The 12989-nt window shown below is 39.1% G+C and carries 13 protein-coding genes; 1 reads left to right on the plus strand and 12 read right to left on the minus strand.

Features of this window, described 5'->3' with window-relative positions; all coding sequences use genetic code 11:
- Positions 1-5: 5 nt before the first annotated feature.
- Entirely contained in the window at positions 6-1148 is a 1143-nt protein-coding gene (locus SB49_RS04405; protein ID WP_062054225.1) for a vWA domain-containing protein, read from the minus strand.
- A gap of 78 nt (positions 1149-1226) precedes the next feature.
- Between SB49_RS04405 and SB49_RS04410 the strand changes: the two genes are divergently transcribed.
- On the plus strand, positions 1227-2066 hold the full coding sequence (locus tag SB49_RS04410) for a DUF1853 family protein (RefSeq protein ID WP_062054227.1): 840 nt from the start codon (positions 1227-1229) through the stop codon (positions 2064-2066).
- Here the strand turns inward: SB49_RS04410 and hisIE are convergent.
- The 11 genes from hisIE to SB49_RS04465 all read right to left on the minus strand — a co-directional run bounded on the left by hisIE (position 2040) and on the right by SB49_RS04465 (position 12947).
- Entirely contained in the window at positions 2040-2669 is a 630-nt protein-coding gene (gene hisIE, locus SB49_RS04415; protein WP_062054229.1) for a bifunctional phosphoribosyl-AMP cyclohydrolase/phosphoribosyl-ATP diphosphatase HisIE, read from the minus strand. The two genes, SB49_RS04410 and hisIE, sit on opposite strands and share 27 nt — an antisense overlap.
- 73 nt (positions 2670-2742) lie before the next feature.
- Entirely contained in the window at positions 2743-3498 is a 756-nt protein-coding gene (gene hisF / locus SB49_RS04420) for an imidazole glycerol phosphate synthase subunit HisF (RefSeq protein WP_062054230.1), read from the minus strand.
- A gap of 60 nt (positions 3499-3558) precedes the next feature.
- Positions 3559-4290 (minus strand): 1-(5-phosphoribosyl)-5-[(5-phosphoribosylamino)methylideneamino]imidazole-4-carboxamide isomerase, encoded by a 732-nt coding sequence (hisA, locus tag SB49_RS04425; RefSeq protein WP_062058856.1) that lies wholly within the window; start codon positions 4288-4290, stop codon positions 3559-3561.
- Positions 4291-4298: 8 nt separating this feature from the next.
- Positions 4299-4718: a GNAT family N-acetyltransferase gene (locus SB49_RS04430; protein WP_062054232.1), complete on the minus strand. Its 420-nt coding sequence runs from the start codon at positions 4716-4718 to the stop codon at positions 4299-4301.
- Positions 4719-4721: 3 nt separating this feature from the next.
- Entirely contained in the window at positions 4722-5306 is a 585-nt protein-coding gene (gene hisH / locus SB49_RS04435) for an imidazole glycerol phosphate synthase subunit HisH (protein WP_062054234.1), read from the minus strand.
- A gap of 85 nt (positions 5307-5391) precedes the next feature.
- Positions 5392-6525, minus strand: coding sequence for a bifunctional histidinol-phosphatase/imidazoleglycerol-phosphate dehydratase HisB (gene hisB, locus SB49_RS04440; protein ID WP_062054236.1), 1134 nt, complete (start codon positions 6523-6525; stop codon positions 5392-5394).
- Between the two features lie 51 nt (positions 6526-6576).
- Positions 6577-7632 (minus strand): histidinol-phosphate transaminase, encoded by a 1056-nt coding sequence (hisC, locus tag SB49_RS04445; RefSeq protein ID WP_062054238.1) that lies wholly within the window; start codon positions 7630-7632, stop codon positions 6577-6579.
- Positions 7633-7692: 60 nt separating this feature from the next.
- On the minus strand, positions 7693-8982 hold the full coding sequence (hisD, locus tag SB49_RS04450) for a histidinol dehydrogenase (RefSeq protein WP_062054240.1): 1290 nt from the start codon (positions 8980-8982) through the stop codon (positions 7693-7695).
- Positions 8982-9839 carry an ATP phosphoribosyltransferase gene (hisG, locus tag SB49_RS04455; protein WP_062054242.1) on the minus strand — a complete coding sequence of 286 codons (858 nt, stop codon included), beginning with the start codon at positions 9837-9839 and terminating at the stop codon, positions 8982-8984. The genes hisD and hisG overlap by 1 nt, the downstream gene beginning before the upstream one ends.
- Positions 9840-10082: 243 nt before the next feature.
- Positions 10083-10898, minus strand: coding sequence for a prohibitin family protein (locus SB49_RS04460; RefSeq protein WP_062054244.1), 816 nt, complete (start codon positions 10896-10898; stop codon positions 10083-10085).
- 15 nt (positions 10899-10913) lie between these two features.
- Positions 10914-12947: a hypothetical protein gene (locus SB49_RS04465; RefSeq protein ID WP_062054245.1), complete on the minus strand. Its 2034-nt coding sequence runs from the start codon at positions 12945-12947 to the stop codon at positions 10914-10916.
- Positions 12948-12989 lie beyond the last annotated feature (42 nt).

Consider the following 12989-nt stretch of genomic DNA (forward strand, 5'->3'; position numbering starts at 1 on the left):
CGTTATTATCCTTTTAATCTTTTTCTTCTATTTTGCTCGTAATCTTCAAAAATCATTTCACCAAGCCCTTTTAGTCCTGTGAAGAAGGCCTTGCCATTATTGGCTTCCGAAAAATGACGCACAAACTGCGTTAAATACGGATCTTTGGCAATCATAAACGTGGTAATTGGAATATGTAATTTTCTAGCCTGTCTGGCCATATTGTAGCATTTCTCCACAATATAATCATCCAAGCCAACACTGTTCTTATAGTAAGTACCGTCCGGCATGCGCAAACAACTAGGTTTACCATCGGTAATCATGAATATCTGTTTGTTGGTATTCCGTTTTCTTCTGAGCATGTCCATGGCCAGCTGCAATCCTGCTACTGTATTGGTATGATAGGGACCCACTTTCAAATATGGAAGATCCTTTATAGGGATTGGCCACGCATCATTACCAAAAACCAAAATCTCCAAGGTGTCTTTGGGATATCGGGTGGTAATTAGTTCAGCCAGGGCCATTGCTACCTTTTTAGCAGGGGTAATTCGATCCTCCCCATAAAGAATCATACTGTGGGAGATATCAATCATAAGCACCGTACTCATTTGGGCCTTGTATTGGGTATCCTCTACCACAAGATCATCCTCGCTTAGGGAAAAGCTGTCCATTCCGTGGTTTATTTGGGCATTCTTAAGGCTCTCGGTCATGGAAATATGTTCCAGTCCGTCGCCGTACCTATATTCCCGAAATTCCCCTGTATGCTCGTCTCCCCTACCGGATTTACCGGTTTTATGGTTGCCCGAACCGCTGCGTTTGAGTTTACCAAAAATCTGGTCCAACGCCGCTTGTCTTATTACACGCTCCATTTTGGCGGTTATGGATAAATCTCCATCGCCTTCCCCAGAACCATCGCCTCCACCATCTTTGAATTCTTCTCTTAAAAACCCTTTTGCTTTGAGGTCTTCAATGAAGTCATCAATGGTGTAATTTTCATCTGTAAGTTCGTATTCCTTGTCCAGCTCCCGCAACCAATCCAACGCCTCATCCACATCCCCGGAAGTATGTGTGATCAGCTCTTTAAAAATCTCAAAAAGCTTTTCGAAGGGAGTTTGGTTCGGTGCCTCGTACTTGGAAAAACGAAACCCTTTTCTTTTGTTCATAGCCATTCTATAAATTTAATACATTTGGAAGAGACCCATTATTTTTTAAAGAAAACTTAACTGTTTACACTACTTTAGTATCGTATGGATAGTGAAAACCTTTCAAAATTTAACGCCTTTTTACAAACTCCACCCTTATGGCACGGAAACTATGATGGCCTAGAGCAATTTGACTTTCCAAAAGTTGATCTGGAGCATTTACAGGTTGAGCACATACCCCAAAATATAAGATTGGGACATCAAATGGAATATGTTTTCCATCAACTTGTTCAACACTCATCGCGTTATAGGGTCAACGCCTATAATATTCCTATTAGACAGGATAAAATTAGTTTGGGTGAAATTGATTTTATCCTGAGGGATCTGGAAAAAAACAAACTAGTACACGTTGAGCTTACCTTTAAGTTTTACATTTTGGATCCTACCTTTCCCAATCTTATCCACCAATTGATAGGGCCTAATAAAAGGGATACTTTTTATGCCAAAAAAGAGAAAATCAAACACCATCAGATACCATTATTGTATTCCAAAGAGGGTGACCGAACATTAAAAGACAGGGATATTGAAGTTAAGGACCTGGATCACAAGGTTTGTTTTAAAGGCCAGGTCTATATTCCGTTAGATCTAGAAAACCAAGACCTAGCCCCTTTAAATACAGAATGTATTGCAGGATTCTGGATGACCAGGGATAATTTTTCATCCTTTATCAGAGAAGATATTCAATTTTATATTCCTTTTAAAAAGGAGTGGCCTCAAAACCCGACAGCTGGATTACAGTGGCAGTCCTATCAAGAAATTGAGCAGGATTTAGATTCCCAATTGGCAAATAAAAACTCCCCCATGGTTTGGTTAAAAAAATCCAATGGGGAGTTCGTTAAAATTTTTGTGGTGTGGTGGTTAGGATTTGTTATGCCTAACTTTTAAAACTTCCACAATGTCATTCAATTTAAATCCTTTTGCCTGCAAAAGTATCAGGTAATGAAACAACAGATCGGCACTTTCGTCCAAGAAGAGTCCATCATTATTGTCTTTGGCCTCAATGACCACTTCCACAGCCTCTTCACCAACTTTCTGAGCTACCTTATTTATCCCTTTTTGAAAAAGAGAAGAGACATAGCTAGGTTTAGCTCCATCTTCAATGGGGGCTTTACCTTCCGCTTGGTCTTTTCTATTTTGGATGATATCTTCCAAGCCAGAAATAAACCCAAAAGCCTGTACATTTTTATCGCCCCAACAGGTATCAGTTCCCTTATGGCAAGTAGGTCCAATGGGATCTACAGAGACTAAGAGGGTGTCCTGATCACAATCCAATTGAATATTAGTAAGTTTTAAGAAATTACCACTCTCCTCTCCTTTGGTCCACAGTCTGTTTTTGGTACGGCTAAAAAAGGTTACCGTCTTGGTTTCCATCGTTTTTTGGTAGGCTTCTTCGTTCATGTAGCCAAGCATTAAAACATTCTTGGTACTTGCATCCTGTATAATAGCCGGTACCAAACCGTCTGAATTTTTAGTAAAATCTATTTTCATAATTTCCTGAGTATTGTAATATTGGAATATAGAAAAGCCATAATTTATGGGATATTCTAAACTCTTAATTCTATTATAAGCGTACCGGAATCTGGTTCCTTTTCAATTCTTCCTTTAAATCCTTAATATCAATTTCTTTAAAATGAAATACACTGGCAGCCAAAGCAGCATCTGCCTTTCCTTCTATAAAAGTATCTGTGAAGTGCTGCATATTCCCCGCGCCTCCTGAGGCAATAATTGGAATATTAAGTTCTGTGGATAATTTGGCCAAGGCTTCATTTGCAAATCCATTTTTGGTACCATCATGGTTCATGGAGGTAAATAATATTTCGCCTGCACCACGTTGCTCCACTTCCTTTGCCCATTTAAAAAGATTAAGTTCTGTAGGTACTTTACCCCCTACCAAATGAACAATCCACTCCCCGTCTATTTCTTTGGCATCTATAGCAACCACAATACATTGTGATCCAAACTTGGCAACCAGGTCATTGATCAATTGTGGGTTTTTGACGGCAGAGGAATTGATGGAAACTTTATCGGCACCATTTTGCAATAGGATATCTACATCTTCTACCGAAGAAATTCCGCCACCCACAGTAAATGGTATATTTACTTTCTCCGCTACCCTTAAAACAAGATCGGCCAAGGTTCTCCGCCTTTCTTCCGTAGCCGAGATATCCAGGAAAACCAATTCATCAGCTCCTGTTTTTGCATATATCTCCGCCAGTTCCACTGGGTCTCCGGCATCACGCAGATCCACGAAATTGATCCCCTTCACCGTGCGTCCATTTTTTATATCCAAACATGGAATAATACGTTTTGTCAACATAAGTATATATTTTTTGAAAGGTTGAGAAGCTATCGCCTTCCTAAACTTTCAGGCTTAATTTTAGGTGCTTTTTAAAATAAATTCCTCCAATTGCTTCATAGAAATACGCCCTTCGTAAATGGCTTTTCCAATAATTGTTCCCTCACACCCCATTTCTGCCAGTTTGGGCAGCTCATCAAAAGTAGAAATTCCCCCACTGGCTATGAGCTTAAGTTTTGGCCCTGTTTCTCTAATAATTTTTGAATAAAGATCAAAGGATGGACCTTCCAACATGCCGTCCTTACTAATATCTGTACAGATTACATAGGAAATTCCCTCCTTGAGGTACGTTTGGATAAAGGGTATTAATTCTTCCTTGGAATCTTCCAACCATCCGGAAACAGCCACCTTTTCGTCTTTCGCATCCGCACCAAGAATGATTTTATCGGCACCATATTTTTGTATCCAATTGATAAAGGTGTCCCTATCTTTAACTGCAATGCTACCGCCGGTGATTTGTTGGGCACCGCTGTTGAATGCTATACGCAGATCTTCATCGGTTTTAAGTCCCCCACCAAAATCTATTTTTAAGGAGGTATTAGAAGCTATCTGCTCCAAGACCTTATGGTTTACAATGTGTTTGGATTTTGCACCATCCAAATCAACCAAGTGCAGATATTCGATACCATGGGCCTCAAACTCCTTGGCTACCTCTAGAGGATGTTCATTGTATATTTTTTTGGTATCATAATCCCCTTTTGAAAGGCGGACGCACTTACCATCTATGATATCTATTGCTGGTATTATTCTCATTTTATTTTTTATAAAAGGACCATTTTGTCTTTGGTCATCCAAAGTTTAGAATCTCCTATTTTTTCAAATCCAAAGCGTTCGTAGAGCAAATGGGCATCTTTTGTCTTCAGCGCAAAGGTCTTTATGTTTCTTAACTTATCACTTTCCATTATTCGTGATATTAGCCTATTCCCCAAACCTTTACCTTGGTTACTATCAAATATTATTACATCCATCATATAGGCAAATACGACAAAATCAGTAACTACCCTGGCAAAGCCCAATTGTTCATCTGTTTCTGAATACAAACCAAAGCATAATGAATTATCTATGGTTTTCTGTACATCTTCCAGGGATCTTCCCTTTCCCCAATAAGAATCTTCACTGATATATCGGTGAATTTTAGGAATGTCCAAGTCTTCTTTGTTGGTAGATATATACGTTTCCATGCTTCAAATAACTTCTAGAAAATTTTTGAGGATTGCTTCACCGATCATACTGCTCTTTTCTGGGTGAAATTGCGTCCCATAAAAATTATTTTTCTGCAAGGCTGCGCTATAGGGTACATCATATTCGGATACAGCAATCGTTTCAGAACAAATAGGTGCATAATAACTATGTACGAGGTAAATATGTTCCATTTCGGGTATATCCTTGAATAATGATGTTTTTAAATCGGTAATTTGGTTCCACCCAATTTGTGGCACCTTTACCTGATCTGAGAATTTCTTTACATCTACATCAAAAATCCCCAAACCTTGGGTATTTCCTTCTTCCGAAGAATGGCACATCAACTGCATCCCCAGGCATATTCCCAATACCGGTTGTTTTAGGTCTGGAATTATAAGGTCCAACTTACTGTCACGAAGCTTTTTCATGGCGCTGCTGGCCTCTCCCACTCCCGGGAAGATCACTTTATCCGCAGCCTTTATTTCTGCCACATTATCACTTAGAACGGCCTCGTAGCCCAAGCGCTTTATTGCAAATTTGATACTCTGAATATTTCCAGCACCGTAGTTGATAATAACTATTTTCATTCTTTTTTGGTAAACGATTTAGATACTTGGTTGCATCCCATCTCTTTTAGAACGGATTGCACAAACCTTGATCATTATTATAAAATTACAGTACCCCTTTGGTGCTAGGCAAAACCATTTTTTCCACATCGCGCTTCACAGCCATTTTTATAGCTTTTGCGAAGGCCTTAAAAATGGCCTCAATTTTATGGTGCTCATTGGTTCCCTCTGCTTTGATGTTCAAATTGGCTTTCGCCCCATCGGTAAAAGATTTAAAGAAATGAAAGAACATTTCAGTTGGCATTTTTCCAATCATTTCACGCCTGAACTCTGTTTCCCATACCAACCAGTTACGGCCGCCAAAATCAATGGCAACTTGGGCCAAACAATCATCCATCGGTAAACAGAACCCATATCTTTCTATCCCCAGCTTATTTCCCAAGGCCTTATGGAATACCTCCCCCAAAGCTATCGCAGTATCTTCTATGGTGTGGTGTTCATCTACCTCCAAATCCCCTTTTACCTTGATATCAAGGTCCATTTGACCGTGTCGCGCCAACTGGTCCAGCATATGGTCAAAAAAGTCGAGTCCGGTCTTTATACTGCTTTTTCCAGTCCCGTCCAGATTCAATTTTATAAAGATATCCGTTTCATTGGTCTTCCTGTTGATCTCAAAAACCCTGTCCTTCAATTTTAAGAACTCATAAATTTTTTCCCAGTCGTTATTCTCTAAGGCTATCACATCATTGAGTTCCTCATGTTTAACCGTGATTTCCCCAGTACCTAAATTGGTGTTGTCATTGATGAAGATTCCTTTGGCTCCTAGGTTCTTTGCCAATTCCATATCAGTTAATCTATCCCCTATCACAAAGGAGTTTGCCAAATCATAGTCATCAGAAAAATACTCCGTCAGTAAACCGGTACCAGGTTTTCTAGTAGGGGCATTTTCATGTGGAAAGGTTCTATCCAAGAACACCTTGTCAAAAACCACTCCTTCATTCTCAAAAGAGTTTAGGATGAAATTGTGCACTGGCCAAAAGGTGTCCTCAGGAAAAATATCGGTTCCCAACCCGTCTTGGTTGGTGATCATGACCAATTCATAATCCAACTCCTTGGCAATTTTACCCAAAAACGTAAATGCTTTGGGATAAAAGATCATTTTATCAAAGGCATCTATTTGTTCATCAACTGTTTCCTTGATGATAGTGCCGTCCCTGTCTATAAATAATACTTTTTTCATATGACCCTGATCTTTGGCCCAACTTTATACAAGAGGGCTTTGAGAATTTTTTTATTGGTTATCTAATTCCTTTAATTGTTCTATTAATTTTTTATTTTCCGCTGCAGTCCCTACCGTAAACCTTAAGGTATTTAAACATAGAGGTTGTGTTGTCCTATTTCTGATCACAATACCAGCCTCCAATAATTGATTGTATCTTTTGGTAGCGTCATCTACTTTGGCCAAAATAAAATTAGCATCGGTAGGATATATGGTATCTACAAAACTCATGTCTGACAGTACCGCTTCCAATGCGCTTCTCTCCTTTAGGATATTCGTTACTTCCTCTTGTACCTTATCAATATCCTGAAGTCTTTTTAGGGCTCGCTGTTGGGTCAGTTCATTGACATTATACGGTGGCTTGATCTTATTGAGCACCGCAATTATTTCTGACGACGCGTAACAGATCCCTAGTCGGATTCCCGCAAGGCCATAAGCTTTAGAAAGGGTTTGGGTAACCACCAAGTTAGGGTATTGGGATAATTCGCCAATCCAACTGGCATCCTTAGAGAAATCTATATAAGCTTCATCAATAACGACCAGACCATTAAATTTAGTCAATAATTCATGGATATGGGCACTTGAGATACCATTTCCAGTAGGGTTATTAGGGGAACAAACAAATAATAGCTTACTCCTTTGGTCCTTTGCCTTGAGGATCTCTGCCACGTTTGGCTGGAATTCATCTGTCAACAAGACCTCCCTATTTTCTATGTTATTGATGTTGGAAAGCACTTTGTACATCCCATATGTTGGAGGTAATGAAATAATATTGTCCTCCTTTGGCTCACAAAAGGCCCTAAATAGTAAATCCAGCACTTCATCACTCCCATTTCCAAGAAGGATCTGTGATACTTCAACACCTTTCTGGGAAGCTAACACAGCCTTTAGGCCCCGCTGTTGGGGATCTGGATATCTGTTGACCCCATTTTCATATGGATTTTCGTTGGCATCCAAGAAAACCATCTGAGATCCATCGGAAACATACTCATCCCTCGCAGAGGAGTATGGACTGAGTCCCTTTACGTTCTCCCTAACCAGATTATTTATATTAAATTCTATTTTCATAGTCTACGCCACAAGGACCAATTGCCGAAAATTTAGTGCTTCGAACTGGTTCCGGATAAATTAATTATTTTTTAAACTTTTTAGTCTAAGGGTAACGGCATTCTTATGCGCCTGTAACCCTTCCGCTTCTGCCATAACCTCTATGGTCCTTCCAATTGCCTGTATCCCTTTATCAGAAATCTTTTGGAAGGTCATACTTTTCATAAAACTATCCAGGTTTACCCCACTGTATTGTTTGGCATACCCATTTGTAGGCAAGGTATGGTTGGTACCTGATGCATAATCCCCAGCACTTTCCGGGGTATAATTGCCAATAAATACCGATCCTGCATTGAAGGTATTATCCAAAAAGAAAGCTTCATTCTCCACACAAAGGATGTAATGCTCAGGTCCATACTCATTGATAAGGTCAATAGCGGTCTGCTCTTCGTCAACATAAATCAGCTTACTATTGGCGATAGCCTGCACTGCTATCTCCTTTCTGGGGAGTGCTTCAATTTGAACTTCTACCTCTTTTTCCACGGCTTCTATTAGTTGCTTGGACGTGGAAACGAGAATAACCTGACTGTCCACACCGTGCTCGGCCTGACTCAATAAGTCCGAGGCTACAAATGCCGCATTCGCGGAATCATCGGCCATGACCAATAATTCACTGGGTCCTGCAGGCATGTCAATGGCCACTCCAAATTTAGTGGCTATTTGCTTGGCAACGGTCACATATTGGTTTCCCGGTCCAAAGATCTTATACACTTTGGGCATGGTTTCCGTACCAAAGGTCATTCCGGCAATTGCCTGGATACCACCTACCTTGAAAATTTGGGTTACCCCACAAAGACTGGCCGTATATAATATCGCTGGATCAATTTTTCCCTCCTTGTTGGGAGGCGTACATAAAACAACTTCCCCACAACCAGCAATGGCAGCAGGAACCGCCAACATTAAAATTGTTGAAAACAAAGGTGCGGTCCCACCAGGAATATAGAGCCCTACCTTTTGTATTGGTCTTTTCTCCTGCCAACACGCCACTCCCTCGGTGGTTTCCACCTCTATTTTAGAAGTTATTTGGGCCTTATGGAAAACTTCAATGTTGCTTTTTGCCTGAAGGATGGCCTTTTTAAGTTCTTCTGAAACTAAGGATAACCCTTCTTCCAATTCTATTTCAGTGACTTTGTTATCCTCTTGATCGACCCCATCAAATTGTTGGGTATACCTTCTTAACACCTGATCACCATTTGTCTTAACCTCTGTGAAAATCTTATTGACAATATCTTCAATTTGATCAACCTCTTGTGTCGGCCTCTTTAAAAGAGCTGCCCAGTCCTTTCTTTCCGGATTATATATTTTGTTCATTACAGGACCATTTTTTCTATTGGACAAACTAATATTCCTTCAGCTCCTGCCTCCTTTAATTCCTGGATCACTTCCCAGAACTTGTCTTTATTGATAACGGTGTGCACGGAGCTCCATCCTTCCTCTGCCAATGGCAAGACTGTTGGACTCCTCATTCCCGGCAATAGGGCAATGATTTCCTGCAGTTTTTCATTTGGGGCATTCAAGAGCACATACTTCGATTGACGGGCTCTTAAAACCGATTGAATTCTAAAACGTAGTTTTTCCAAGAGCAGGGTACTTTCCTTAGAAATCTCTGGAGAAACTGCCAAAACAGCCTCACTGTGCAACATTATCTCAACTTCCTTGAGATTATTTTTGAAAAGGGTACTCCCGCTGGATACTATGTCACAAATGGCATCGGCAAGGCCAATATTAGGTGCAATTTCAACCGATCCGCTGATAATGTGCAACTCTGCCTTAACCCCTTTTTCCTTTAAATAACTCTCAACGGTATTTGGATAGGAGGTAGCAATTCTTTTGCCTTCAAAATCCTTTACAGATTGGTATTTGACCGATTTTGGTACAGCAAGGGAAACCTTACACTTAGAAAAACCAAGTTTTTCAGCCACTATTATGTCCTGCCCTTTCTCTATTAATACATTCTCGCCTATAATGGCAATGTCCACTACTCCATCCCTTAAATACTGTGGGATGTCACCGTTTCTAAGATAAAACACTTCTAAGGGGAAATTTCTTGAGGAGGCCTTGAGCTGATCTTTCCCATTATCTATGGAGATACCACAATCCTTTAAGATCTGTAGGGAATCTTCATTTAGGCGTCCACTTTTTTGAATAGCAATTTTAATTTTTTTCATGTGTTTAATTTTTGTTTTTTGATCTGAACAAAACAAACAGGATGTTAAAAACAAAACCCGTTTGATTGCTCAAACGGGTTAGAATATATTTTAGTTACAACAATACATTTCTAGCTCGCCTGATTGCAAGTAAAGAAATGATGATGGTGTACAATGTACTTTTTCATAATGACGCAAAAATAATACTAATTTTTAATCTTGAAAAATTAATAGCTCACATTTTATTTCAAAAATGTTAAAATACTACTGATTACCTAAAATTATGGGCAACCCACTATCGCCAGAACCAATAACAATTACTTTGCTATTTGGGGATTCCGCTAATTTAATAGTCGCTTCTATCCCTTTGTCCTGAAGAATTTTATCATTCAACGAAGCACTCAAAATACGGTTCGACTCTGCCTTACCTTGGGCTTCTATTATTACTTTTTCAGCCTCTTTTTGAGCGGTCACCAATCTAAATTCATATTCCAAAGATTCTTGTTCTTGCTTCAACTTGCGCTCAATAGCCTCCTTTATAGTTGGTGGTAAGGTCACATCGCGAACCAGTACCTCATTGAGTTGTATGTACTGACCGTCAACAATTTTTTTGGTTTCCTCATAAATTTCTGCCTGTATGGCGTCCCTTTTACTAGAATATAATTGTTCTGGGGTATAACGTCCTACAACACTTCTGGCAGCAGATCTTATTGTTGGCAATAGTACACGCTGAATGTATTCCTCTCCTTTTTCTTGGTGCAATTTTCCCAAGAATTCTCTTTTAGGTTCAAACCAAGCGGAAGCATCTAATTTAATATCCAATCCATTAGAGGATAGCACATTCATTTTTTCGAACACTTCTTGTTGTCTTACTTCGTAAATGAAGACTTTGTTCCAAGGGGCCACTATATGAAAACCTTCGCCCATTGCAGGCTCATCGGTAACAACACCTCCCCCAAAAGTTTCATATAAAACGCCTGCCTTACCAGATCCAATGGTAACAGCCGATTTGGTGATTAGAATAACCAATAAAATAATAATAAATATTGCAGGTAATGCAATCTTAGGTAATTTGTCCATATTCTATATTTAATTTTAACTTAATCCATTATATTTTCTCAAAAACCATTCCGCAGAAAGTGCAGCTATAATTATGGCCAATAAAATTTTAAAATCGATTAAAGATACAACATTTTGACTGCCTATTTGGGTTGGCAAATAACGTTTATCATTAATTAACTCCGCTATAAGACTATCTGTCATCTCTTGGTAATAAAGACTGCCCCCTGTATTTTGCGCCAATCTTCCCATCTTTAGATAATTACTGGATGAAAATTGGTTTTCGAGATCAAAATCCAGAATTTTAAAACTTCCGGATTTCGTTATATTTTCATTTTGCACACTTACCTTAAACTCATAAGAGCCACTGGTGAAATTTTCCAGATCGGCCTCATAATATCCGTTTTTCAATAACATTGGTATTTCGCGTACGGCCTTATCAGATAATCGTTTGATGGTAAGGGATAAGGAGGCATTAGCGTCAAACACATACGTCTTATTAAAGTATGACGCTTTTATTTTTGCATCGCCGGCACCAGAAAATATCGTATTATAATCGAGCGTTAACCGCTCCTTGGCTTTATTTGTTGCCAGGTAAAATACCAATTTGCCCATCAATTCATCAAAATTATTGAAGTCTTGGTCGTTTCTAAAACTTTGCATTCTCCATTTCCATATATTCTCCCCAAACAAGACCGCTTCCTTTCTGCTACCATCCGTAATAACAGCCAATAGTGGCTCCCCTACCTCTACCCCTTTGATGCGCTGGTCCAACACTGTTTCATGGGATTTTGTGATCAGAATCTCCCCCAGATCACTTTCCAAAGGTGGAAAATTGGATATGGAAAATTCAGAATTGTTGAAAATTGAAAAATTGGGGTTTAGTACCGGAAATATTTCTTCAATTTGATTGTAGGTGTTCTTTTCAAAACTATTTTGCACAGAATTCAAAAAGCGCCAATCCGTTTTTGAACCCGTTATAGTGAATATTTGTGCCTCTTTGGTCCTTACAAAGTCAAAAATGGGCTTAAAGCTACTTATGGGTTGATAAAGGATGAACAGATCAATATCATCCAATTTAGCCACGTCCGTGCCAGGTTTAAATATCGTTACCCTACGTTGTTCGTTACTCTCAATAGCCTTTTTTAATGCCCCTATATCGGGATGGAGCATATCTGAAATAATAGCCACATTGGTTTTTTCATCTATGACCTCCAATGCTATTTCGCGTTGGTTATTAACGGTGTTTTTTTCGTTCTTTAAAGGACTTGCCGTAATTTTTATTTCCTTAACTCCGACCGTTTTTGCCTCCAATAGGCTATTTATCCTTTTGGAATTGTCTGTTTTTGATAAATTGACCGTCTCCGTAGCCACAACCTTACCATCAATCAAAATCCGGACCACGGTATTTATAGTGCCCTCGCCTTCATAGGCGATATAGGCTTCCAAGGGAAATTTGTTTTTTAAAAAGGCGTATTTATTGGCATTGACCTGGGAGATTCTTATGTCATCATAAGTTGCGGTGTCACCTACCACTACTGGATACACTGCAATTTTATTGGGGGAACCGTAGAACTCATAATCTACCCCAACCGTTTGGTTTCCATCACTTATCATAATGACAGCCATACTGTAAGTATCAAATAAGGTATTGATAGAATTCAACGCATTGGCAATATTGGTACTTTTTTTAGTGAAAGTTAAACTGTCCAGAGCTTCCAAGTCATTTCCGAAACTGAAGGTTTCAAGGTTGAACATATCCAAAACACCTTCGTTTTTGACTATTTTATTAACCAGGGAATCAATATTGGTGCTTTTACTGATTTCCTTTAAGGAAGTAGAATTATCGACCAGGAGTATTAAATTGGACTTTTCAATCTCGTACTCTGTTTTGGTGAATTTTGGATTGATAAATAATAAAAGAATGCCGAAGATGGCTAGAAAACGTAAAAGGGAGAGGTAAACTTTAAGTTTCCTACTCCCTTTGGTCTTATAAAAATATTGAACCAGTACTATTCCGAATGCGAACAAAACCGCGAGCAAAATTAATAGTACTGAAGATGTCTGCATATAATTTATTAATTCATTTGATAGCCAAAAGGGAAACCTCCT

The sequence above is a fragment of the Sediminicola sp. YIK13 genome (assembly GCF_001430825.1).
GTDB lineage: Bacteria > Bacteroidota > Bacteroidia > Flavobacteriales > Flavobacteriaceae > Sediminicola.